The sequence below is a fragment of the Parabacteroides sp. AM58-2XD genome (assembly GCF_003463685.1).
Classification (GTDB): domain Bacteria; phylum Bacteroidota; class Bacteroidia; order Bacteroidales; family Tannerellaceae; genus Parabacteroides; species Parabacteroides segnis.
In genome coordinates this window covers 1-26247 of sequence record NZ_QSDP01000091.1, presented here as the reverse complement: position 1 = coordinate 26247, position 26247 = coordinate 1, and the positions used below count along the sequence as shown (strand labels likewise).

The window sequence follows — 26247 nt, the reverse complement described above, 5'->3', positions numbered from 1 at the left end:
CAAAAGAGAGAAACAACTTGTAAACCGTCAGCTGAAGCAGACGGCAAATGAACCTGTAATAGTCAAGTGACTCTGATTATGGTGGTTGTATGGCGGGGATATGACACACCCCCTTCCCCCTCTCCAGAGGGGAGCCAGTTACAACCAGTTGCTATAAACAAACATTCAAATTTGACAATATTTGAAACATTCCTTTTGGCAAATGATGTTTAAGCAAAAACCTCCCAACGGCGCCCTGTATGCCATTGGGAGGTCTGAAATAAAGTAAAACAACAATCTTTCTAACAGGATTTACCTGTCATAATATCTAATACCAATTTATCTGTTTCTTCCATTCCGCGGGAACCTATCGCCGTCAGGTTCGAGATCGACTTGTCCACATCTTCGTCGATAATACCTTCTACCGGAGTCACCACCTTATTTTCCATGGCCATCAAAGCTGAGATCATGGCAGTAGAGACACCGCTCGACACCTTCAATGCGCAACTCGGTTTTGCCCCGTCGCAGATCATTCCGGTAATATTTCCGATCATATTCTTGATTGCATACGATATTTGCATCTTGCTTCCTCCCATCAGGTAAGTGATGCCGCAACTGGAACCCGTGGCAGCCACAACGCATCCGCATAATGCAGAGAGACGTCCCAGGCTCTGCTTGATATAAATAACCATCAGATGGCTGAGCATCAGGGCACGTATCAACTGCTCTTCCGTACATTTAATATCTTCCGCAAACGAAAGGACCGGCAACGTCGCCGCAATTCCCTGGTTGCCGCTGCCGGAGTTACTCATAACCGGGATCATCGCCCCGTCCATACGGGCATCGCAGGCGGCAGCTGTCATAACCAACATGTGGGTATAGGCAGAGTCGCCCATATATTTCTTGCCGTATTCGCCGGAAACTGTTTTGCTGACGGTATGCCCATAGTGTCCCTGTATGGAAGCCTGGGCGGCTTTCTTATTCAGATCTGCCGTTTCAAGGATAAAACGGATATCATCCAGCGGCATTTCCATCGCAAACTCATATACGGTAGAGAAAGAGAGTTTCAATTCATCTCCGCCGCATGGCTTATCGTCCGTTGCATCCGACTGACGCAGATCGGTCAATACTTCCCCGTTTTTCTCTACATATATAATATGTGTATGTTCATGGCAAATAATAACCCGGGAAGTCTGGTCGCCTGCCGTGCAGATCACTTCGATATATAACTTGTCGACATTTTCCTTCAGGGCAATATGGATGATCTTTTCGTCTATCATGGCTTTTCCGGCCTGTAATGCTTCCGGCGTGATGTCACGCAACACTTCCAGTTCGTACGAAGATTTACCGATCAGTGTTCCGAGAGCGATCGCGATAGGCAATCCCACCATTCCTGTTCCGGGTATCCCCACTCCCATTGCATTCTTCAGGATATTGGCACTAAGTAATACGTCTATCTTTTCCGGACGTTCGCCCAATACCTCGGCAGCTTTCGCGGCAGCCAAAGCCACAGCAACCGGTTCCGTACAGCCAATAGCGGGGATTACCTCCTGATGGATCAGTGATATGATTTGTGATTTTGTTATATTATCCATGACAGCGATGTTTTATGCGTTAGATTATTCATGTTTCCGGCAAAGGTAATGATTTCTAATTTATGTTATATGTTTTGCTAAATTAAGAATGAAAATAATATCTTCGCACCGCCTAACTCACAGGGTGATAAAGGCTACTAAATGAATAATGATAAAAAAGATTGTTTATGGAAAGGAAAAAGGTTGTTTTCTATGGGTTAGCCATGCTCGTCGCATTGGCATTAACAGTAAAAGTACTGATCCCCGCATCACCACCGGCTATTTCACCGCCGGAAAAACTATTGTTCGGAAATGATGACCTTCTGAACCGTTCGCTCCCCTCGCTTGAATATATCAAAACCCTTCAACCGGAAAATATCCCCGGCTTACACACCGTTTCGCTTTATTCCCGCAACGACTCGCTGAAACTCGACTATTGTTATCCCGACACACTGATCACCCGCTTGATCGCTCCTACTATTTCTCCTACACAAACAGATCATCCGGATCATCAATACCAGACATTCCTGGCCACCATACCGGAAAAACAAAAAGGCTTCTTCAGCATAGAATATCCGGAATTATGGATTCCATTGGTTCTTTGCTTCACCTGCCTGCTTTGTCTGTTCACCGGACGAGTCTTGTACGTGGTCACCGGCAAGCTCCGGCAGAAATGGACAGGCCGGGATACCGACAAGCCGCAACCGCTCCCGGTCCGGTGGGGAAACGGCAAATGGAAGCAGGCGACGGATACGGCAGTCGGCCTATGTATGAGTTCGTTTATCATAACCGGATTGCTCTCCATGTCGCCTATCCCGAAATGGCTGGGCGATACCCATACGGCAGCAGAACAGGATCGGCTGCATCCGCCTCTCCTACTGGATAATTTCAGTATGGAACCTTACCTGCTTTTGCAACCGGATGCTTACGGGACATCCGCTAATGACGGGGAGAAGATTTGTATGCTAAAGTTGCGCTCCTATCTGAATAAACCGCTGGTAGAGATCATACGGCAAAAAGGGAATAGAACCGTGCAGTCTGAATATATTTATGCCGCGAATAACGTTCCGCTACGTTTTATTGTCACACGCCCCGACATCGTACATTCGCTGCAAAAATTATACGGGCCGAAAATACCGTTGTTACGCATATCGAAGCTGAAAGAGTATGATGAATATTACCGACCTGAGTCCGAATCGAAAACATTACCCTTGCCGGTATACAAAGTGGAGGTCGACAACAAAACGCAGGATCTTTATTATTTCCCGTCCTCTGCCCCGACTTATTACCACTATAATTCAAACACGAAACTGAGGAAAAAGATACCAGATTTTGCCACGTATTGAATTATAAGTAATTTTGGCTTCGTTTTCTAATCATAACACAAAGAATGAATCAGATATACGAAGAACGGCTGGGAACAGACCGTATGCTACCTCTTATCTTCCGGATGGCACTGCCTGCGATAGTTGCCCAAATGGTAAACCTGCTCTACAATATTGTAGACCGTATTTATATCGGGCATATTCCGGGAATAGGCACACCGGCACTTGCCGGCATCGGGGTAGCCGGTTCGATTATTATTCTGATTTCCGCATTTTCATCCATTGTTGCAGGCGGAGGTGCTCCGCTTGCAGCAATTGCCCTCGGACAGGGAAACCGGCAGCAGGCCGGAAAGATACTTGGGAACGGCTTTATACTATTGCTGATCTTTACCGTGCTGACTTCTACCCTCGCCTATATTTTCATGAAGCCGATCCTGCTGTTCACCGGTGCCTCGGAACAAACACTCGGATATGCCACTGATTATCTTTCTATCTATCTGATCGGTACGTTATTTGTCGAAATATCGGTAGGCTTGAATACCTTCATCAATACGCAAGGACGTCCGGGTATTGCCATGTGGTCGGTAATGATAGGCGCCTTCCTCAATATCCTGCTCGACCCGCTTTTCATTTTTGGTTTCAACATGGGGGTAAAAGGGGCAGCATTAGCCACGATTATTTCACAGGCCGGCAGTGCCATCTGGGTGTTGTCTTTTCTGACTTCTTCCCGCGCCTCCCTTCGGCTCGAAAAGCAGTATATGAAACCGGACAGGAAAGTGATCGGGGCGACTCTGGCTTTAGGCATATCGCCTTTTATCATGGCCAGTACGGAAAGCCTGGTAGGTTTTGTGCTGAACGGTATGTTAAAGACATTCGGCGATATTTACGTGAGCGCGTTGACCGTTATGCAAAGTTCGATGCTTTTTGTCAGTGTTCCGCTGACTGGCTTCGCCCTGGGATTCGTGCCTATTGTCAGCTATAATTACGGGCATGGGAATAAAGAAAGGGTAAAAGAATGTTTCAGGATCGTAGTGACTTTCATGTTCCTGTTCAATTTTGTCCTGATGTTGCTGATGATTCTCTTTCCTTCCGTCATCGCTTCGGCTTTCACATCAGATGAAGAACTAATACAGACTGTGAAGCAGGTTATGCCCGTATTCCTGGCTGGTATGACCATTTTCGGCTTGCAGCGTGCCTGCCAGAATATGTTCGTTGCCCTCGGCCAGGCTAAGATTTCCATCTTTATCGCATTACTCCGTAAAGTTATCCTGCTTGTTCCGCTAGCCTTAATCTTACCGCATTTGATGGGAATGATAGGCGTCTATGCGGCAGAAGGCATTTCCGATGCAACGGCGGCTATCTGCTGTACGATCATTTTCTTTATACAATTTCCGAAGATACTGAACAGGATGACCGGTGCGTGATAAATTTCACTCTTTACCCAACGTTTCAACGGTAAATGTTTCCGCCTCCGTGCCATTGCCGCGTCCCTCTTCCAGGCGTACACTGAAAACGACTGTGCCTGTTTGTAATTCGGGAGAAGCATGTACTGTGACTTCGTAAGTGATGGGAGTATCATGGGTAACCCGGGCAATCCGGACAGGTTCGGATAGTTCCAGGTTTTCACCTTCTTCCAGTTTGACTACCGGGAGTACATTCAATGCATCCTGAAAACTGTTATTCACGATTACAAAAGAGATACGACAGGTTTCTCCCGCATCGATCTTTTGATTATAGGTGATGCTATCTTCATCCAGAAGAATATCCTCTATCTGCAAGTCTGGAAGAAGGACGTGAGACGACGGTGTATATTTTGGACTTCTCCTTACAATATGCGTTTCCTCTTCCGTACTGGCTGCAATCGAAGCACCGGCAACGCCACCCACAGCCGTTCCTATAAACGCACCTATTTCACCACCATTCTCATCATTGATCGCCTCTCCGATCAATCCACCGAAAAGCCACCCGATAAAAGAACCGACCTGTGCGCCAAAACCGACCCGGTCTTCACTACTCATATTCCTCATGGAGCCGCAACCCGGCAGAAGCAATAAAGAGAGCATTATGGATAAAATCACATTTCTCATATAAAAATCCTTCAGTTTGACTTTATGACATCGGAAAGAGCAAAAACCCCCATTCAATTCCATTTTTTTATGTAAGTTTGCGGCTAGTTAAACAAAGAATAATGATCAATCAATTCCAGACACCATCCGCAGATCTGCAACGCCAATATGATCTTCTCCAAATGGAGTATGAATACGAGAAAGAGACGTACAGGCAACAAGCCGAACGGGTGGGTATTCACAGGAAAATACAACAGGGACTTTGCTGGTATCCTGTGATTCCGGAAAAAAGTTATTATAATTCGCTCAATCAGCTCGTCATTGAAATAGAACGCAGGGACGATAAGGAGATCGAACATAATTTTGAATACGGACGTCCGGTTTGTTTCTTTACGACAAACGGAACCGGCAGTCCGCGTTATCTGAATTTCTCCGGCATCATCAGCTATGTACAGGATGACCGGATGGTCGTTGTCCTTCCGACGCCTTCCGCTTTATTCGACCTGCAAAACGTGAACAGTGAACTGGGCGTTCAACTCTACTTCGACGAGACAAGCTATAAAACGATGTTCAATGCACTGTCCGGTGTAATGAAAGCAAAAAATAACCAGCTTGCCCATCTGCGTGATGTGTTGCTGGGGAAGACACCGACCAGCCGGAGAAACTTGTTCCCGGTACGTTTCCCGTGGTTAAACACAACCCAGGAGGAGGCGGTCAACCATGTGCTGTCGGCTAAAGAAGTATCCATCGTGCATGGTCCTCCCGGAACCGGGAAAACAACGACACTGGTCGAAGCGATCTACGAAACGCTGCACAGGGAAAACCAGGTAATGGTCTGCGCCCAAAGCAATACGGCAGTCGACTGGATATCGGAGAAGCTGGTAGACCGGGGTATCAACGTGCTCCGTATCGGCAACCCGACGCGGGTGAATGACAAAATGCTTTCATTTACGTATGAACGGCGCTTCGAATCGCATCCCGACTATTCCGAACTTTGGGGAATCCGCAAAGCAATCCGGGAGATACAATCCTCTTTCCGTAAGAAAAGTCACAGCGAAAAGGACACGGCTCGCAACCGTCTTTCCCGCCTGCGCTTCCGTGCCACCGAATTGGAGGTGCAGATAGACGCCGACCTGTTCAGCGAAGCCCGCGTCATAGCATGTACACTGGTGGGATCTGCCAACCGGGTGCTGACTAACCATAATTTTACCACCCTCTTTATCGATGAGGCGGCACAGGCACTGGAAGCTGCCTGTTGGATTGCCATCAGCAAAGCGGACAGGGTGATTCTGGCTGGTGACCATCACCAGCTTCCTCCCACTATTAAATGTATAGAAGCTGCCCGCGGCGGACTGGACCGTACTTTGATGCAGAAAGTGGCGGCTGGCAAACCTGAGACTGTCTCCCTGCTTAAAGTACAATACCGGATGCATGAAGATATCATGCGTTTCTCGTCCCGCTGGTTTTACCAGGACGAGTTGCAGGCTGCGCCGGAAGTAAAGTACCGCGGCATCCTCGCCTACGACACACCTGTCGTGTGGTTCGATACGGCAGATTGTGATTTTGAGGAAGATCAATTATCCGAAAGCCAGAGCCGGATCAATAAAAAAGAGGCGGAACTGCTGGTGGAGCAACTGCAAGCCTATATCGAGAAGATCAGTAAAGAACGCGTACTGGACGAAAGCATCGACTTCGGACTGATCTCTCCCTACAAATCACAGGTGCAATATATCCGCGGCTTGATTAAACGGAACTCTTTTTTCAAACCCTTCCGCAAACTGATTACCGTTCATACCGTAGACGGTTTCCAGGGCCAGGAGCGCGATGTGATCATGATCAGCCTGGTACGAGCCAATGACCAGGGAAATATCGGCTTCCTGAACGACCTGCGCCGCATGAACGTTGCCATCACCCGTGCCCGAATGAAACTGATCATACTGGGCGATGCCTCCACATTGACAAAACATACTTTTTATCGGGAATTATACAAATACATCACAGCCAACGGCCATGTGATCCCATTAAAACCCGCAACAGAAACAGACAATTCTATTCACCGGAAATAAAATAAAGATGAACTACTGGTCCTCGACCTGGACGGAACACTGACAAACAGCAAAAAAGATTTCCTTCACAACCTACGGCTCCCGGCCGACAAATGCCTGATAGTCGGTGAACCGGAAGACCTGGTTCCGCTGGAAGAAAAACTGCGTCAGGAACTGGGCCTCCGCCTCAATGTCTATCGTTCGGAACCGTTTTACCTGGAAGTCGTACCCAAAGGGATCGACAAAGCCGCTTCGCTTGAACGCCTATTGGAACGTCCTCTCCATGATTAAATTTGCCGGCCTCGGCGTTGCTATGGCAAATGCACAGCCTCCCGTAAAATCAAATGCGGATCAGATCACTGCATTTACAAACGATGAGGACGGCGTTGCACATTTCATTCATGATTTACTCAATAGTAATACCCACCAAAATATACATGAAATAGGTTAAAAAGATACTAACGAGATGGTCTTTATTTTTATTGGATGCGTTTATAAACCAGGATTTTTATGTAGATTTGTAATCTAAACAATAAAACAGCAAGCCATGAAGTTCAAATTATTGGTTTTAGACGTAGACGGGACATTGCTCAATAGTGAAAAAGAGATTACTGCCCGCACCCAGGCTGCTTTACTGAAAGTTCAGCAAATGGGAATACACATTGTATTGGCATCCGGTAGACCCACCAACGGGGTTATGCCGCTCGCAAAGGCTCTGGAACTGGATCATTACGGTGGTTTCATTCTCTCATATAACGGTGGCCAAATCATCAATGTACAAACGGGTGAACTGCTCTTCGAGAAACGTATCAACCCGGAGATGCTGCCTTACTTGGATAAGAAAGCGAAGAAGAACGATTTTGCCATTTTTACGTATCATAAAGACTATATCCTGACAGATAAACCCGACAACAAACATGTGCAGGAAGAAGCTGCGCTAAACAATATGCGTGTGATTGGTGTTGACAATTTTCCGGAGGCTGTCGACTTCAGTCCTTGCAAGTGTGTGCTGGCAAGCGACAATGAAGAAGAACTGGTCGGACTGGAAAATCACTGGAAGAAACGGCTGGACGGTGTATTGGACGTATTCCGTTCGGAAGATTTTTACCTGGAAGTGGTTCCCCAATTCATCAACAAAGGAAACACATTAGGCGTATTGATGGAAAAGCTGAAAATTACGACCGAAGAAGTCGTAGCGATTGGCGATGGAATTGCTGATGTCCCCATGTTACAGCTTGCCGGGACCAGCGTAGCGATGGGCAACGCCCGTGATTCGGTTAAGGTCTGTACGGATTTCACCACACTGACCAACGATCAGGATGGTGTGGCAATAGCCGTAGAAACCGCTATCCTTGCTGCCATCAAACCAACGGAGGTACCTTTGGACCAGCTAAATATACGAGCTAAACATGCACTGATGGGTAACCTGGGTATTCAATATACTTATGCATCCGAAGACCGTGTGGAAGCGACAATGCCAGTCGACGAACGTACACGCCAGCCTTTCGGCATACTGCATGGCGGAGCGACTTTGGCGTTAGCTGAGACAGTAGCGGGATTAGGCTCCATGATACTGGCTAAGCCGGACGAGATTGTAGTCGGAATGCAGGTGAGCGGCAGTCACATGTCGTCGGCTCACGAAGGCGATACGGTACGCGCCGTCGGGACAATTATTCATAAGGGACGTTCTTCACATGTATGGAATGTAGATGTGTTTACCTCCACCGATAAGTTGGTTTCATCCATACGTGTCGTGAATAGTATATTAAAAAAGAAATGATTTCAGAAGAAACAAGTAAATACAAGACAATTGACTTATTGATCAGGCAGGGCCGGAGTTTTGCTATCTATCGTATACCGGGGGAAGAGACTCCCCGGTTCGTGATGCAAGCCTCCGGTTCTGCCCGTCTTTTATATAATATCGAGGACCTGAATGAACAACAGGGCTTCGTCATCGCTCCGTTCCGGGTCAGCCGGGAATGTCCGATCGTGCTGATTCGGCGCGATTATAGCGAATTACCGGATAGCAGTCAACTGGATTACATCCGAATGGATTTGGAGTTTCATCCGAATGAAACAGAATCTCCATCCGAACGGAAGACAAAAGACAACTATACACATTGTTTCGATTCCTTTATCAAGCCTTTGCAGGAGAGACAGCTGGACAAACTGGTCCTTTCGCGCAGTCTGACACTCGACAGGGAATCCGGCTTTTCGCCTGCAAAGGCTTTTTATAAGGCCTGCAAACAGTATATCCGTTCTTATGTTTACCTCTGCCATACACCGGAAACGGGCATCTGGCTGGGAGGAACCCCTGAAATTATCCTTTCGGGAGAAAAGGGCGAATGGCATACGGTTGCGCTGGCAGGAACACAGCCTTTACAGAACGGGGAACTGCCGACTTATTGGGATGAGAAAAACAAAAGGGAACAGCAACTAGTCTCCAATTATATCCACGACCAGCTAAGTTCACTGGGTATCGAATTGACGATGGAAGGTCCCTATTCGGCACGTGCCGGGGCTTTATGTCATCTGAAAAGTGATTTCAGGTTCCGGCTGGACAGTAACGATAAGCTAGGCAGCCTGTTGAACCTGCTGCACCCTACTCCTGCCGTTTGCGGACTGCCCAAAGATGACGCCTACCGTTTTATTCTGGAAAATGAAGGTTACGACCGCCGTTACTATTCCGGTTTTATAGGCTGGCTAAACCCAAAAGGCAGAACCGACCTGTATGTAAATCTGCGCTGCATGAATATCAATAAGAAGACACAGATACTCTATGCCGGAGGAGGATTGCTCTCCTCTTCGGAGTTAAGCGACGAATGGCAGGAAACGGAAGACAAACTACAAACGATGCGGGCCTTATTATGATAGACAGGCGTTTTGCGTTAGATATTATATGTACTTTTGTAAGCAGAATAAGATAAATATAATATATGTATACCGATAAGAAAAACATTCTTCAGTTAGTGGCCTTGCTCAAGGAGCATAGTATAAGTAAAATCGTATTATGTCCGGGAAGCCGTAATTCGCCTATCGTACATACGTTGGCGAATCATCCGTTCTTCACCTGCTATTCCGTCACCGACGAACGAAGTGCCGGATTCTTTGCCATGGGCCTGGCATTGCACGGAGGAAAACCGGCCGCCGTTTGCTGTACTTCGGGTACGGCTTTGCTGAATATCCATCCGGCTGTGGCGGAAGCTTACTACCAGCATGTTCCTCTTATCGTCATATCGGCAGACCGTCCGGGAGCCTGGATAGGCCAAATGGACGGACAGACTTTACCACAACCGGGCGTATTCGGTTCCCTGGTTAAGAAATCGGTCAATCTGCCGGAAATCATACGGATGAAGATGAATGGTATTGCAACCGTCTTGTCAACGAAGCATTGTTGGAATTGAATCATCATGGAAAAGGGCCGGTTCATATCAATGTGCCGATCTCCGAGCCTTTGTTCCAGTTCACTACTCCCGAATTGCCGGAAGTGCGTGTTATCACTCGTTATCAGGGATTGAATGTGTACGACAGGGAATACAATACCCTGATCGAACGGTTGAACAGCTATAATAAACGAATGATCATCGTCGGCCAGATGAGCCTGATTTATCTTTTTGAAAAGAAAATATCCAAGCTACTTTATAAACATTTCGCCTGGCTGACCGAACATACAAGCAACAAGACCATTCCGGGCATCCCGGTCAAAAACTTCGATGCAGCCATCTACGCCCTGCCTGAAGAAACGCAGGAAAAGATGGTTCCCAAACTGGTTATTACCTACGGCGGACACATCGTATCCAAACGTTTAAAGAAATTCCTACGTAATAACCCGCCGAAAGAACATTGGCACGTATCGGCCGATGGTGAAGTGGCTGACTTATACGGTACAATGACTACCGTAATAGAAATGGACCCGTTCGAGTTTCTTGAAAAGATCGCTTACCTATTGGAAAATAAGCCGACAGAATTTCCACGTGTCTGGGAAAACAATACAAAGAGTCTGCCGGAACCGGAATTTGCTTATTCGGAAATGGCAGCAATCGGTTGTTTAATCAAATCGTTACCAACCCCGTCAGCCTTGCATTTAGGCAATAGTTCGACGGTGCGATACGCTCAATTGTTTACGTTACCCGAAGAAGTTGAAGTTTGCTGCAACCGGGGAACAAGCGGTATAGAAGGTTCATTGTCCACCGCTATCGGCTATGCGGTAGCATCCGACAAATTGAATTTTGTGGTGATCGGTGATCTGAGTTTCTTCTATGATATGAACGCGCTTTGGAACAGCAACTTCGGCTGTAACCTGCGCATCCTGTTACTGAATAACGGTGGTGGCGAAATCTTCCAGGCACTGCCCGGTTTGTCGATGTCAGGAAAGACACACCGCTTTGTAACGGCTACACATAAAACTTCGGCACAGGGCTGGGCTACCGAACGGGGATTCCTATACCAGGGTGTACACGACACGGCTGAATTGGAAGAAGCCATGAAAGTGTTCACCGATCCGAATCCGATCAATCAACCCGTATTGATGGAGGTATTCACCGACAAAGATGAAGACGTCCGCCTGCTGAAAGAATACTACCATAGTTTAAAGACGTTATAATAAACAATACTCTAAATAAAGATTTTATGTCAACACAAAGAGAATGGAAACAGATAAAAGAATATGAAGAAATCTTGTTTGATTTCTACAATGGGATTGCCCGTATCACTATTAACCGCGAACGTTACCGTAATGCCTTCACTCCCACCACGACAACCGAAATGAGCGATGCGCTTTACATTTGCCGGGAGCGTCCGGATATTTGTGTCATCGTCTTGACCGGAGCCGGCGACACCGCTTTCTGTGCCGGTGGAGATATGAATGTGAAAGGTCATGGCGGGTATATCGGTAAGGACGGCGTTGCCCGTTTGAATGTACTCGACGTACAGAAACAGATTCGCTCTATGCCAAAGCCTGTCATTGCAGCCGTCAACGGTTTTGCTATCGGCGGAGGTCACGTTTTGCATGTCGTTTGTGACCTTACCATCGCTTCTGAAAATGCCATCTTCGGACAGACGGGTCCTCGTGTGGGTAGTTTCGATGCTGGTTTCGGTTCGTCGTATCTCGCCCGAATTGTCGGTCAAAAGAAAGCACGTGAAATATGGTTCCTTTGCAGGAAATATAATGCACAGGAAGCACTCGACATGGGGTTGGTAAACAAAGTCGTTCCCCTGGATAAGCTGGAAGATGAATATGTGGAATGGTCTGAAACCATGATGATGCACAGTCCGCTTGCCCTGCGTATGATCAAAGCGGGACTGAATGCTGAACTGGACGGCCAGGCCGGTATCCAGGAGCTGGCAGGCGACGCCACCATGCTTTACTACATGACCGACGAAGCCCAGGAAGGCGGCAAAGCATTCCTCGAAAAACGCCGCCCGCGTTTTGAAGATTATCCCAAATTTCCGTAATCAGAATAATGAGAACAACACATTATAGAATCCGGATAATTCCTAAAGTTTTACACTTCAAGCAACCGGCAGGGACTTCACGGGGGACTTATACGATTCGTAAGAGCTGGTATTTGGTTCTTACCGCCGATGAAATGCCCGGACGATTCGGGATAGGTGAATGTGCTCCACTCCCTAAACTGAGTTGTGACGATCTGCCGGACTACGAAAAAAAACTGGCAACCATTTGTCACCAAACGGAACAGAACGGAATGCCCGATACCGAAGCTCTTCGTGCCTATCCCTCCATCTTATTCGGACTGGAAACGGCTTTCCGCCATTTCCAAACAGGTAATTTTGCACTTTGGGATACAGACTTTTCACGAGGTAAAGCAGGCATCCCAATCAATGGCCTGATCTGGATGGGCGACTATAAAAAGATGCTGGAACAAATCGAGGTCAAAATGCAATCAGGCTTTCGCTGTATTAAGTTGAAGATTGGGGCAATTAATTTTGAAGAGGAACTGGCCCTATTAAAACATATACGTGCTCATTTCTCTGCTAAAGAAATAGAATTACGGGTAGATGCAAACGGAGCCTTCTCCCCTGACGATGCCCTGAACAAGTTACAACGGCTTGCCGTACTGGACCTGCATTCCATCGAACAGCCTATCCGCGCCGGGCAATGGGAGGAAATGGCACGACTCACTTCCGAAACACCTTTGCCTATTGCTTTGGATGAAGAACTAATCGGCATCAATACAATAGAAAGGAAAAAGGAACTCTTATCAGTTATCCGTCCGCAGTATATCATACTGAAACCGTCTTTACACGGCGGAATAAGTGGCGGACAGGAATGGATCGACGAAGCTGAACAACAAAAGATAGGCTGGTGGATTACTTCTGCATTGGAATCGAATATCGGATTGAATGCCATTGCACAATGGTGTGCAACATTCAATAATCCTTTACCGCAAGGGCTGGGAACAGGGGCTTTATTTACGGACAATGTGGAGATGCCGCTCTCCATTCGCCAAGATTGTCTCTGGTATGATCCGAAGAGTAACTCATTCCCCTCTCGAGAGGGGGCAGGGGGTGTATTAATGCCTGTTCCAGAACGAAATGATAACACACCCCTTATCCCCTCTCGAGAGGGGAAACAGTTACTTACAGATTGTAATAAACAACAGTTACAGTTAGAGGACAGAACGGTTTGTACAGCAGAAAATATACAGCAATTAATAACGGAATTATCCCCCGATGCACCGGAGATACGTCGGGATTTATACAAATTCCTGGCCGACTGGTTCAAAGACTCCCCCTCTATCACCGTCCATACTTCCGGCTCTACCGGAACTCCTAAAGAGTTCACTGTCCGCAAAGAACAGATGATGCAAAGTGCTATCCTTACCTGCTCTTTCCTTCATCTGCAAAAAGGAGATAATGCACTGTTGTGTATGCCATTGCAATATATTGCCGGCAAGATGGTGGTCGTACGGGCCTTAGTTGCCGGATTGACTCTCATTCTGCGCACGCCTTCCAGTCATCCGTTGGCAGATGTAGAGACTCCGCTTCGCTTTGCAGCTATGATACCGTTACAGGTATATAACACGCTTCAAGTACCGGAGGAAAAAGAACGCCTATGCCGGACAGATATACTAATCATAGGGGGAGGCGCTATAAATAAAGAACTGGAAGCAGAGGTCAGGACATTACCCAATATCGTCTATTCGACCTATGGCATGACGGAAACACTTTCTCATATCGCATTGCGCAGACTGAACGGCCCCGAGGCTTCTTCTGCCTACACCCCTTTCCTTTCCGTACTATTGTCTTTATCGTCTGAGGATACACTCATTATCAACGCACCGCTGGTTTGCGACGAAACATTAATGACAAACGACATCGCACAGTTGCATCCGGACGGTACTTTCTCCATTCTGGGAAGGAAAGACAACATCATTAATACCGGAGGTATAAAAGTACAAATCGAATCAGTGGAAGAGGCACTACGTTCAATAATTTCTGCTACCTTTGCGATAACGGCTATTCCACATCCCGGATTAGGAGAAGCCATTGTGCTACTGGTGGAAAAGACGGCAGACATTGAAGGCCTTTCTGGTAGAATAGCCTCTCTTCTGCCTAAATACCAACAGCCTAAATATATCCGGCAGGTCGATGCCATCCCACTCACCGGCAGTGGTAAAACAGACCGGAAAGCCTGTCGTTTATTGGCGGCAAAGCTAATCTGATTATCATTTAAAAACACTATACTTATGAGGTATTTTGCACTTACCGTATTATCATTCCTAACCCTTTCGTCCGCCTACGGACAGAGTGGGGAAAGTTGCCGGTTCGCACCGGACCCGACGCTTCAGAAGCCGGAAGTCTATGCCGGATATGATTGCGTCAATCTGCTGGACAGCACGTCCGTAACCGTACAACCGACCGGTTCCGGTTCATTTTCTGTCTGCAAGACGATCAAGATTCAGACTCCCCGGGGAGCAGTGAGTAACCGTATCATCAAATATGATTACGACCCGCTGACGGCTTTCGCACAATTCAAAAGAGCGACCGTCTATCGTGCCAACGGTGATGTAATCAACCTGGACGTTACACAAGCCTGCGACTATGCGGCTCCGGCTCGCGCCATCTATTGGGGCGCCCGCCAGATTATGCTTGAAGTAGGCCAGCTGAATCCGGGAGATATCATCGAATACGAAATCGACAAGAAAGGTTTCACCTATGCCCTGCTGGCCGACGGCGGCGATGACGAATCCCGCTTCATCCCTCCCATGCGCGGACAATTCTATAACATCGTTCCTTTCTGGGTGACGGAACCAACCGTGCGTAAAGTATATAAAGTATCCATTCCGATGGAGAAAGAAATGCAGTTCCAGTTCTATCAGGGCAACTGCACCTCTTCCATGCGCTATGAAGATGGCAGGAAAGCCTATACCTTCTCCACTAACAACGTGATGCCGGCCAAACGTGAACCTAACATGGTCGACCTGTTCGATGCCGCTCCGAAACTGATGATGTCATCCACTCCAAAATGGCAGGATAAATCATTATGGTTCAATAAGGTTAACGAAGATTACGGAAGTTTTGCTCCACTGCCGGAAGCACAGAAAAAGGTAGACGAGCTTATCAAAGGGAAGAAAACAGAAATGGAAAAGATAGCCGTCCTCACCCACTGGGTTGCCGACAATATCCGTTACTCCGGCATCTCGATGGGCAAAGGCGAAGGTTATACCCTTCACAATACCAAGATGAATTATACCGATCGTTGCGGCGTCTGTAAAGATATTGCCGGAACGCTGATATCCTTCCTCCGTATGGCAGGTTTCGAAGCCTATCCCGCTATGACAATGGCAGGCAGTCGTGTGGAAAGTATTCCGGCCGACCATTTCAACCACTGTGTAGCTGTCGTTAAGTTATCCAGCGGTACATATATGCCGCTCGACCCTACCTGGGTTCCTTTCTGCCGCGAGCTATGGAGCAGCGCCGAACAACAACAGAACTACCTGCCGGGAGTTCCCGAAGGTTCCGACCTTTGCCTGACTCCCGTTTCCGCTCCGGAAAACCATTATGTACGTATCAAAGCAAACAATAAACTGGATGCCAAAGGCACACTGACCGGACAATTCACCATCACGGCCGAAGGACAATCGGACAGTAATATCCGCGGCATGTTTACCCGTGGCTGGCAGTCACAATGGAAGAACATGCTTGAAAGCCAGTTGCTGAACGTATCCCCGAAAGCCCGTCTGATTAGCGTGGATTATGGAAAAGACCCGAAAGACTATCAGGCAGCTCCCATCAAAATCACTTTCCGCTATGAAATACCGGAATATGCTATCCCGGGTAAAGAGGAACTGGTCTTCAAACCGATGGTAATGAACAACCTGTACAACCAGGTAAAAAGTTACCTGCGCATCAATACCGACCTGCCCGAACGCCAGTATGGTTTCAAGGATGGCTGTTCACGTCTGGTGGAACTGGACGAAACCATCCAGCTTCCGAAAGGATACACCTTGTTGAATGAGGCCAAAAACGAAAGCAAGCAAAGCGATGCCGCCAACTTCGAAGGCTCATTGAGCCAGGACGGCGATAAAATAACGCTTCACCAGAAACTGGCTCTAAAGAAACGTGTATATGAAGCAGCCGACTGGGACGGTTTCCGTTCCGCCGTTAATGCACACAAAGGTTTCGGTGATTATTTAATTATTAAAAAATAAAAGACAATGACTAATATACTACATAAACTGGCACTGCTTCTCTGCCTGCTGGCTATTACAGCATCCGCATTTGCCGGCCCGGAAGCTGAATATAAGAAGCTGTCGAAAGCATATACATTGAATGCAGACGGAAGCCAGGAGTTCCGTTACAGCATGGAACTTACACTTTTCACACATACGGCCATGAACGGTACTTACGGGGAAAGTTTCATCGTTTACAATCCGCAATACCAGGAACTGAAAATCAATTCCTCTTATACCAGACAGAAAGACGGCAACATTGTCAAAACGCCCGACAATGCCTTTGTGGAAGTACTTCCCCGGACAGCAGCCGATGCTCCGGCTTACAACCATCTGAAAGAAATGGTCGTTGTCCATACCGGTCTGGAACTGGGAGCAACCATCTATCTGGATTATACGCTGACTTCCAAACCGGGGTATCTGCCGGAGCTGGATATTTATAACGAGCTATTACAGACCTCTCCGGTAAAAGAATATACCATCAGCCTGTCTGCGCCGGAAAGCAAACCGTTATCCTACACTTTGCAGTATAACAATGCCAAGCCGGCCGTCACAACAGCCAACGGCATGAAAACCGTTACCTGGAAATTGCAGAACCTGCCGGCATCTTCCCGCGACCCGTTCGTTTCGGCTGCCAATGGCGACGTTCCTTTCCTGACTGCAACCACTTATGCATCGAACGGAGACGCATTGAAAGCATTGTATGCGCAGTTCACTCCCGCCAACGACGTCCAGTTGACTGCCATTGCCGAAAACCTGACAGAAGGTAAAAAGAACGATACGGAAAAGCTACAGGCCATCCTGAAACACGTAACGGAAAACCTGGGTTACAGTCGACTTTCTCTGCCGGATGCAGGATATAAAATCCGTTCGGCAAGCGATGTAATCTATTCCGCCTACGGAACCGAAGCAGAAAAGACAAACCTGCTGAACGGCCTGTTAAATGCAGCAGGCATCAAAGCCGAAACGGCAGCATCCTACAGTGTGAATGCCGAACCGGCCAGTTGCGGGCTGAGTGCAATAAAAGAACTGGTCGTTATTGCCAATGCAGACGGTAAACAGTATATCATGTCTCCATCATCCAATAAAATGGCAGCTGCGGGTTCGAATAATCTGACACCGGTCATCAGCCTGACCAAAGCAGGTACGCCTGTAACAATCAGCACCCCGTCTACCGACCTCACTTATAAGGTTACCCTCTCCGTCTCTCCGGAAAAAGCAGATGCAAAAGTAGATGCAACTATCGGCAACGCTTACCTGCCCTATTACGGAGCTTATCTGTCGACCTATGCCGGTGCCGACAAGGAAGCTAAAGAATCGAAGACCGGCAACGGAACGACAATCTCCTACACTGCATCCCAACCTTTAAAAGCGAACAACGGATATGTTATGGTTTCACTGCCCGATGCCCCGGTCAGCCTGGCACATAGTTACTACTGCAATATGAACAGTAGCCGTAAGGAAAACCTGCTGTTGCCCTGCAAAGCAAACGAACAGTATTCCTATACCGTTCAAGTACCGGAAGGGATGAAACTAGCTACTCCGGAAGCAATTAAAACAATTGAAAACGCTGCCGGCAAGGTAGTCATCTCCGTTAAACAAAACGGAAACAACGCAGAGGTAGAACGCTCTTTGCAACTGAACAAACAGCTCTATACTCCCGCTGAATTCGGTAACTTGCGCGCCCTGTTGACCGAATGGGGAAATCAGTCCGGCAAAACATTGTTATTGTCAATTAACTAAGCGAATACAATCAGTAATTTAAACAAGGATGGAACGAGATAATTCTACTGTTCCATCCTTGTTTTTTTGTTGAATAATAATAACTTTACAGTCAAATATTAATATCTTAAACCATTGATCTATGCAAATACTATCAAATCTACTCCTGACACTATTATTATGTTGTATTCCGGGATTTACTTACGCGCAAAGCTTATCTCTCGAGTTATATCCCCAACCACAACAAATTGTTATATCCAACCAGCAATCTGTGCCGTCTCATGGATATACATTACAGGGTATCAGCAATCCGGACGCTGACGCAGTAAAAATACTGAAAGAAGCATTGCCTTTCGTCCAATCGGGCAAGTCATTGCCGCTGGAAGTCAAAAAACTGAAAGCCAGAACACCCGAAATGGAACGTTCCGGTGCTTATATCCTGGATATTTCAAAGAAGAAAATCACTATCGAGATTGTGGACGACCGTTCATTATTCTATGCCGCCCAAACACTCAAACAACTGGTCGGCTACAATGAAGCAGGCAAACGCACACTTCCGTTATGTACGATTACCGACTATCCTGACGTACTCCATCGGGGAACTGTCGAAGGCTTCTACGGTACTCCCTGGAGCCATGACGACCGTATCAGCCAGCTTCGTTTCTACGGCCAGTTTAAGATGAATACTTACATCTATGGTCCGAAAGACGATCCTTTCCACAGTGCCAGCTGGCGTGAACCCTATCCTGCCGACCAGGCAAAGCAGATTAAAGAACTGACAACCGAAGCTGCCCGCAACAAGGTAGACTTCGTCTGGGCAATCCATCCGGGACAGGATATCAAATGGAATGCAACCGACAGTAATAACGTGATCACCAAGTTCGAACAAATGTACGACCTCGGTGTACGTGCTTTCGCTGTCTTCTTTGACGACATTTCCGGTGAAGGAACAAACGCAGCCAAACAAGCTGGCCTGATGAACTTCATCCAGAAAGAATTTATTGAAAAGAAAAGCGACATACAGCCATTAATCATGTGTCCGACCGAATACAACCGTTCATGGGCACGGACCGATTATCTCGATATCCTGGGCGAACAACTTCACCCGGCTGTCCATATCATGTGGACCGGGAATCGTGTTGTAGACGACATTACCCTGGAAGGTCTTGAATGGGTCAACAAGCGTATCCGCCGTCCCGCCTATATCTGGTGGAACTTCCCGGTAAGCGACTACTGCCGTGACCACCTTTTGATGGGGCCCGCTTATGGTCTGGACACTCAGGCATCCAATGCGATGTCCGGTTTCGTTGCTAACCCGATGGAACGTGCAGAAGCCTCCAAAGTCGCCTTGTTCGGTGTTGCCATGTATAGTTGGAATATACACAGTTACGACCCGCAACTGGCTTGGGAAAAGGCTTGCGAATATTTAGTTCCCAAAGCAGCCATTGCCTTCAAGACATTCTGTGAGAATAATAGCGACCCGGGACCTAACGGTCATTTATATCGCCGGGAGGAATCTACCCGCTACCAAGCACAGGCCGACAAATTCCTTACCGGTTACTGCAACGGACAGTTCAGAGAAAGAGATGCAAACCAACTGGGTGCCTTATTCGCACAGATACAGGCTGCTCCCGAATTGATATACAACCAGGGAGACAATAAAGCACTGATTAAAGAAATCAATCCCTGGCTTATGCAGTTCGAGTTACTCGGAAGATGCGGTTCCAATGCTCTGCGTATGGCTCACGCCTGGTATGAAAAAGACCGCCAGAACACCTGGCAACGTTTCCTCGAAGTATCTGCCGTTATGGACAGTATGAAGCTGGTTAACCGTACTTTCAACCAGAATCCGTATCAGAAAGGTGTAAAAGTAGGTTCAAGAGTCCTGATGCCGCTTATTGAAGGTTTATACAGACAGACCAGCCGTAACCTGCTTTCGACAGCCGATACACCTTCCAACGAAATCAGAGTTAGCACAGCTTCTACCATTACTAATATAGATCAGCTGAAGAATCAACCCTGGTCGGAAGACGAGAATCTGATAACCTATGTCCCCATGCTTGAAGTGGTAAAAGTCGAACCTAACCAGTATCTCGGCCTCGGATGGGAAATACAAAAGGACGCCGAATCTTTCACGTTCAACTTACCTCAAAGTAATGTGGACGGACGTGTATTCGAATGGTCGGAAGACGGTAAGACATGGACTATCCTTTCTGATATTCCTGCCGACCGGACAAAGTTCACCATTAATACAATTCCTCTGAACGCTCATTTTGTCCGGATGCGCAACAATTCCGGCAAACAGATGGAAGTGAAGGTTGCCGCTTTTTCCGTAAAGACAAAGGAAGTTCCAGAAATCAACGAAGAATTGATGATGTACGATCTCAATCTGAGTACTTATAAAACGCTGAAACCAGGTGAAAAGGTTGAAGTGAAATGTAACGGTGTAGACAAGTATATCGAATTCTTCTTGTCCGGCAATAACGATAGTATGGTTTCCTTCTCCGGTGTCAACAGTGACGGCGAAGACAACATGCTGTATTGTGGCTATGTTGGCTATGTGAAGCTGAACAAAATTTCATTTGATGATATGCAAACGCTGATAATCACTCCGGCAGGTAAAACTCCGGTACAAATTCACCAGATTGTCAGAGAGTAAATCATAAATCTCTTCCGGGAATAGCGCCGCTTCGTTATTCCTTCATTTAACCGACAACATATTAACACATTACAGGTGACGCTGATATAGGAATCGGCGTCACCTGTTTTATTTGAGAACATTCTTTTTTATTTCATTATCACCACAATCGGGTTATCCTCTTCTCCTATCTGTTTCAGATCTTTTACCCGCTGCGGGAGTTCTTTGCTGTCCTTATGTTCGTCGAACCATTCAACCACGTCGGCAGCTGGGATTAAACCTGCATATTCTCCGACAGGAGAAACTGTCATAGGCTGCAATGGCAGAAAGTTCGTTAGGTCATCTTTCATCCCGTCAGCATATAAACCGACCTTAACTTCTCCGGTCGATTTGGTAACAACAGCATCATGCAAAACAACTCCATGAAACAACTTCGTAATAAAACGAATGATCATCCGGTCTTTGCTATCCAGTATCTGTGTTATCAGTGCAGCATTGTCCTTATTCTTCATATAACGGTCGGAGTATTCCCAATGGTACTTTCCTAAATCAATGATGCTTGAAGGAACAATGGTAGTATCTTTCACCTGATAGATCGTATCATTGTAGGCTTCCTTGAAGTAAAGATTTTCATTCTGCCGCCATAGACTTGTATTATCAGGGAAGGAAATACTTCCGGTTTCCGGTTCTTTATAATTAACGATAACTACCCCAGAATACGCCGTCGGACCGAACAGTTTAACTCCTTCCTCATTTTTAACAACCGATATAGAAGCAATATTGGACGGATCAAACGGTTTATCATCGGCAGCAATTGTCTGAAACGATGTTATTGGTTCATTATTCTTAAAAAAGAGAAGTGCGCTTCCGCTCGCTCCCAGGATTCCTTCTTTATGACCAACAAATATTTCATTGGTCAAATAGTTGTAGGATGCAGCCGCATACCCCTCTGCCTCAAATGGAATTTTAATTTTCTCTTTAAATAATCCTTCCTGGTCATAACAGACTAATTCATTGTTCCACCCCCAAAAATAGATATCTCCCGTCTCATTATTTCCCCAACAATATACACTGCTGTACCCTTCAGGGTCATTCCCTATATGTCCGACTTGCTTTATAAACTTACCAGCCTTATCGAACATCAAGCATTGCTCCTGATTAGTAGAAATCAATATCTTATCCTTAATGAGTTGTACACGGGGAGCTGTTCCTACCAGACAACTGTCATTTGTCTCCAACGCCACATAAGATACTTGTTTGAAACAGTCGGAAGACTTCAATCCGGAAGGAGCGTCAAGAGCGGCTCCTACAGGGATTACGGTTATTTCTCCATCCGTTGTCTTACTTTCATTGCAGGCGGCAAGAAAAAGACAGGCGGCAAAAGCCGCCTGATATAAATAGGTCTTCATCATTTCACTTCTTCTTTGTGGATGCATTTTTCGTTGTTATCAGAATCACACCGTCTTTTCCTCTCTCTCCATATAATTTCACTGAAGATTCATCCTTCAACACAGATATAGATTCAATAATATTGGGATTCAACTTATCTATAGCATCATCCTTTGTCTGCTCCACTCCGTCAATAATAATGAGCGGCTTCTCTTTTCCAACGTGTCCGTTCCTGATATGAAGATTTATTCCTCCAGGCAGACGATCAGACAACCGACCATAACCGACCACCTTTACATCGTCCTCTTTTATTTTACCGGAAGCAATAGCACCCTTAGTAACGACCGAGATCACACCTTGCTTGTCCGAAGCATTATATTTAGCCAGGATTTCTTCACTCTTATCTTTTGGACTCATACTGAAACTATGAATGTTCTCCGGACTCACTTTATCCAGCTCCTCATAAGTAGCCACTTCTTTATCAATCAGGATCAGGTTACGAGACATCTCTACTCTCTGTTTGATATTTCTCATCCTATCTTCGGCGTCTTTCGAGAAATTATCCAGTTGTTGTTGCATAGCCTCCAGCGGATTTTCCGTTTTCTCTTTTTCCTGTATAACAGAGTCCTTATTTACCCTCGTTTCCGTCTTTATTACTTTTACCACTTGAGGGGCAGATGCCACAACCTCTTTTACGGCAGGTTTTTCTACAGGGGCAGGGACAGCCTCGACTACCGGTTCAGCTTTTTTAGGCTCGATAACTTCCTTTACCGGAACAAATTCGCTAATTTTGGCACTTGAAATCTTTCCCAGTTCACGAGAGATTTCGGGACGGGCAAAAGCTACAACCGCTACAGCTGTCAGCGGAAGTACATAGAGATACTTTAATCTCGCCCACGGATTCGATTTTCGTTTTAACATCATAGTAATTCGTTTTTTTAGTTTACTGTGATTAAAGCTGTTGGCCATAGAAGTGAAGCGCTGTGAACCAACAGCTTTTTTTATTAATAATAATTGATATGCTTCGCATCGACGCCGTGATTGATCACACTTTCATCGGCCTCGTATTCATGAATATTCTCCAATTCCTGTTTTAGTAACCAGACAGCAGGATTGAACCATTGAAGAATGACGCAAAAGCTACAGATCAGCATATCGACAGAGTGACGGGCACGGATATGCGCCATCTCATGCGTCAGTATCTCTTCGCCGCTTTCATCCATATCTTTTTGCGAAATGACGATGTATCCCATCCAGCTGAACGGACATACAGTATCATCCGTAACCACCAGTTTGCTACCGTCGGGAAGCACCTGCTTCTCTCCCATCCCGATCATCCGGCATATGCGGATTGTCGAATAAAGGAAGCGGGCAAAGAAGAAAACACAGCCTACCAGATAAACTACAAACAGTAACGGAAGCCAGAATGACTGAGAGGTCTGTACCTGTATCTCTGTCTGCATTTGCGCCATCTGTAAGAGATATTCCAGATTCTGCAAGGGGCGCTGTATAGCAACCGGTTCATCGGTCATTATACGGATAAATGGAATGGCAACGGAAAGAATGATTACCCCTAACAAGGCAATCCTGTTAAAGCGGTGAAATGTTTCACGACTTAACAACAGTCTGTAGAACAGATAAAAAACTGCCAGACATACAGACGATTTAAGGATATAAACAAAGAAGTCTCCCATAATTGTCAGTTTTTATTTCCTTGTTCCACTTCGTCCAACAACTTCCGAAGTTCATCTACAGAGATATCTTCCTCCTTAATCAGGGAAGAAACAACGCCCAGATAAGAGTTATTGAAATATTTGGCAATAACATTCTTCAATGTACCTTTGCTGTACTCTGTCTCACTAACGGCGGCATAATACTGATAAGTATTGCCGAAAGTGTTATGTGAAAGGAATCCTTTATCCTCCAATCCCCGGACAATCGTCGATAATGTATTGAAATGAGGTTTAGGTTCCTCATAATATTCCAGCAGTTGTTTTACAAAAAGAGGGCCTTTCTCCCAGAAATAGCCCATGATCTCTTCTTCTTTTGCAGTCAGTCGTTTCATAATTCCTGTTGTTTCGGGCAAAGTAACTAAATGTTTTAGTTTGGAAACTAAATTACTTAGTTAATAAACTAAAAGAGGTCGTTTTTCTTCCTCTTCTTCCTTTTTTATGGTCGGAGATCTTAACCCCTTCTGTTATTTCATCCGCGAGGAACCAAATAACAATGTCTATTTATGTAAAAAGAGGCTCCTGCATCGAATGCAGGAGCCTCTTGGCTTTTTATCGTTTCGGAATATCCACCGACTTATCCGAATCTCCCAGCAAATGCTCTGAGAAGTAATCGACCATACGCCAGTAAAAATATTCATCCATATCGCCAAAACCGTGACGCTGTTGCGGTAGCAGCAGCAAGTCGAAACGTTTGTTGGCACGGATTAGTCCGTCTACCACACGCATCGTATTGCCAGGGTGGACGTTGTTGTCGATATCTCCGTGAACCAGCAGCAGATGTCCTTTCAACTGTTTGGCCAGTTCGGGATTGCTCTTGATACTGTATGTAAATGTCGTATCGCCTTTTTCAGATACCACTTCTTTTACGCCATGATGTGTTTCACTCCACCAACGGTTATAAATCTTATTATCATGATTACCGGCACAAGATACGGCCACCTTGAAGAAATCAGGATATTGCAGGATAGCTGCGGTCGACATAAAACCACCACCCGAGTGTCCGTGAATACCGACACGGTGGATATCAATGTACTTATATTTATCCGCCAACTGGATAATAGCAGCTTTCTGATCAGCCAGTCCATAATCACGCAGATTTCCGTATCCGAAGTTATGATACCATTTCGAACGGCTCGGATGGCCGCCGCGATTACCGACTGATACGACAATAAAGCCAGCCTGTGCCAAACGGTCGGTACGGACGCTCATACGGGTAAACGGATAGCGTGTCGCTTCAACCTGCGGACCTGGATAAACGTAGTCGATAATAGGATATACTGCTGTCGAATCGAAATTGAAAGGCTTATACATGACACCGTAAAGATCCGTCACACCATCGGCAGCTTTTACTTTGAACGGTTCCGGGAACTGGTAACCGGCAGCAAACAGTTGCGAGAAGTCGCTTTCTTCCAGTTCCATCACTTTACGACCGGTGTTATCCAACAGATCCGATTTCGGAACAGTGTTGATACGGGAATAATTATGGACGATGAATTGGGCGTTATCATCTACACGGACATCATGGAAATAATCGCCGGCAGAAACCATCTGCAAACCGCTTCCGTCAAGGTTAGCCCGATAGAGATGTTCGTAGTACGGATTCTCCCCTTTTTCTCTTCCGTTGGCAAGGAAATAGACAACGCGTTTGGCTTCGTCAACCTTCACGATCTGGTCTACATGCCAGGGGCCTGATGTGATGCGGTTCTTCAGATTACCTTTGTCGTCATAAAGATACAGATGCGCCCAACCGTCGCGTTCGCTCCAATGGATCAGTTCTTTTCCGTTATTAACGGCGGCCAGCGGGCGGAGTTCGATATAAGTATTCATACGTTCTTCGATAATCGGACGGATAGAATCTTCACCGATCGTATAAGTACAGACGTCAATGCGATGCAGATCACGGCTGGAACGGGTAACGAAGAAGCGGTTATTGTCACCCAACCAAATACTGGGCAGTTCTTTCATATCACGCTTTCCATTTAAAATCCAAACAAAGTTGGATAATTCATTATTAATTAACTTTTATAATTTATCTTTGTATCAGGATGTTAAGAGGAAGTAGGCTCTGCTGAGGAGCAACC

General features: G+C 46.3%; 14 protein-coding genes and 5 pseudogenes. 13 read left to right on the top strand and 6 right to left on the bottom strand.

Annotation, left to right across the window (positions count from 1 at the left end):
• Positions 1-281 precede the first annotated feature (281 nt).
• Entirely contained in the window at positions 282-1574 is a 1293-nt protein-coding gene (locus tag DXA15_RS18950; RefSeq protein ID WP_007656511.1) for a serine dehydratase subunit alpha family protein, read from the bottom strand.
• A gap of 167 nt (positions 1575-1741) precedes the next feature.
• Here DXA15_RS18950 and DXA15_RS18945 point away from each other — a divergent pair, with 167 nt between their 5' ends.
• Complete coding sequence (locus DXA15_RS18945; protein WP_233567438.1) at positions 1742-2899, top strand: hypothetical protein; 1158 nt, start codon at positions 1742-1744, stop codon at positions 2897-2899.
• Positions 2900-2943: 44 nt separating this feature from the next.
• Complete coding sequence (locus DXA15_RS18940; RefSeq protein WP_128135069.1) at positions 2944-4302, top strand: MATE family efflux transporter; 1359 nt, start codon at positions 2944-2946, stop codon at positions 4300-4302.
• Positions 4303-4308: 6 nt separating this feature from the next.
• Here the strand turns inward: DXA15_RS18940 and DXA15_RS18935 are convergent, their stop codons facing one another.
• Positions 4309-4965: a hypothetical protein gene (locus DXA15_RS18935; protein WP_048315349.1), complete on the bottom strand. Its 657-nt coding sequence runs from the start codon at positions 4963-4965 to the stop codon at positions 4309-4311.
• Between the two features lie 101 nt (positions 4966-5066).
• Between DXA15_RS18935 and DXA15_RS18930 the strand changes: the two genes are divergently transcribed.
• From DXA15_RS18930 to DXA15_RS18885, 11 genes and pseudogenes are all read left to right on the top strand, one after another.
• Positions 5067-7010 carry an AAA domain-containing protein gene (locus DXA15_RS18930; protein WP_128135068.1) on the top strand — a complete coding sequence of 648 codons (1944 nt, stop codon included), beginning with the start codon at positions 5067-5069 and terminating at the stop codon, positions 7008-7010.
• Between the two features lie 57 nt (positions 7011-7067).
• Positions 7068-7440, top strand: a pseudogene (locus DXA15_RS18925) (HAD hydrolase family protein); the annotation flags it as partial.
• 96 nt (positions 7441-7536) lie between these two features.
• Complete coding sequence (locus DXA15_RS18920; RefSeq protein WP_128135067.1) at positions 7537-8769, top strand: Cof-type HAD-IIB family hydrolase; 1233 nt, start codon at positions 7537-7539, stop codon at positions 8767-8769.
• A complete protein-coding gene (locus DXA15_RS18915; RefSeq protein WP_128135066.1) occupies positions 8766-9860 on the top strand; it encodes an isochorismate synthase in 1095 nt (364 codons plus the stop codon). Before DXA15_RS18920 ends, DXA15_RS18915 begins: the two co-directional genes overlap by 4 nt.
• A gap of 65 nt (positions 9861-9925) precedes the next feature.
• Positions 9926-11592 (top strand): annotated as a pseudogene (gene menD / locus DXA15_RS18910) (2-succinyl-5-enolpyruvyl-6-hydroxy-3-cyclohexene-1-carboxylic-acid synthase).
• A 26-nt stretch (positions 11593-11618) separates the two neighbouring features.
• On the top strand, positions 11619-12443 hold the full coding sequence (menB, locus tag DXA15_RS18905; RefSeq protein WP_007656343.1) for a 1,4-dihydroxy-2-naphthoyl-CoA synthase: 825 nt from the start codon (positions 11619-11621) through the stop codon (positions 12441-12443).
• A gap of 8 nt (positions 12444-12451) precedes the next feature.
• A pseudogene (locus DXA15_RS26980) lies at positions 12452-13474 on the top strand (o-succinylbenzoate synthase); the annotation flags it as partial.
• Between the two features lie 51 nt (positions 13475-13525).
• Entirely contained in the window at positions 13526-14674 is a 1149-nt protein-coding gene (locus DXA15_RS26975) for an AMP-binding protein (protein ID WP_233567439.1), read from the top strand.
• 24 nt (positions 14675-14698) lie between these two features.
• Positions 14699-16663 carry a DUF3857 domain-containing protein gene (locus DXA15_RS18895; RefSeq protein WP_128135064.1) on the top strand — a complete coding sequence of 655 codons (1965 nt, stop codon included), beginning with the start codon at positions 14699-14701 and terminating at the stop codon, positions 16661-16663.
• A gap of 6 nt (positions 16664-16669) precedes the next feature.
• Complete coding sequence (locus tag DXA15_RS18890) at positions 16670-18427, top strand: DUF3857 domain-containing protein (protein WP_128135063.1); 1758 nt, start codon at positions 16670-16672, stop codon at positions 18425-18427.
• A gap of 121 nt (positions 18428-18548) precedes the next feature.
• Positions 18549-21065: a beta-N-acetylglucosaminidase domain-containing protein gene (locus tag DXA15_RS18885; RefSeq protein WP_128135062.1), complete on the top strand. Its 2517-nt coding sequence runs from the start codon at positions 18549-18551 to the stop codon at positions 21063-21065.
• Positions 21066-21193: 128 nt separating this feature from the next.
• Here DXA15_RS18885 and DXA15_RS18880 read toward each other — a convergent pair whose 3' ends face one another.
• The 4 genes and pseudogenes from DXA15_RS18880 to DXA15_RS18865 all read right to left on the bottom strand — a co-directional run.
• Positions 21194-22456 carry a DUF4934 domain-containing protein gene (locus tag DXA15_RS18880; protein ID WP_158579681.1) on the bottom strand — a complete coding sequence of 421 codons (1263 nt, stop codon included), beginning with the start codon at positions 22454-22456 and terminating at the stop codon, positions 21194-21196.
• Position 22457: 1 nt separating this feature from the next.
• Positions 22458-24127 (bottom strand): annotated as a pseudogene (locus DXA15_RS28090) (M56 family metallopeptidase).
• 5 nt (positions 24128-24132) lie between these two features.
• A complete protein-coding gene (locus DXA15_RS18870; RefSeq protein ID WP_044246236.1) occupies positions 24133-24498 on the bottom strand; it encodes a BlaI/MecI/CopY family transcriptional regulator in 366 nt (121 codons plus the stop codon).
• 217 nt (positions 24499-24715) lie between these two features.
• Positions 24716-26247: pseudogene (locus DXA15_RS18865) on the bottom strand (prolyl oligopeptidase family serine peptidase); the annotation flags it as partial.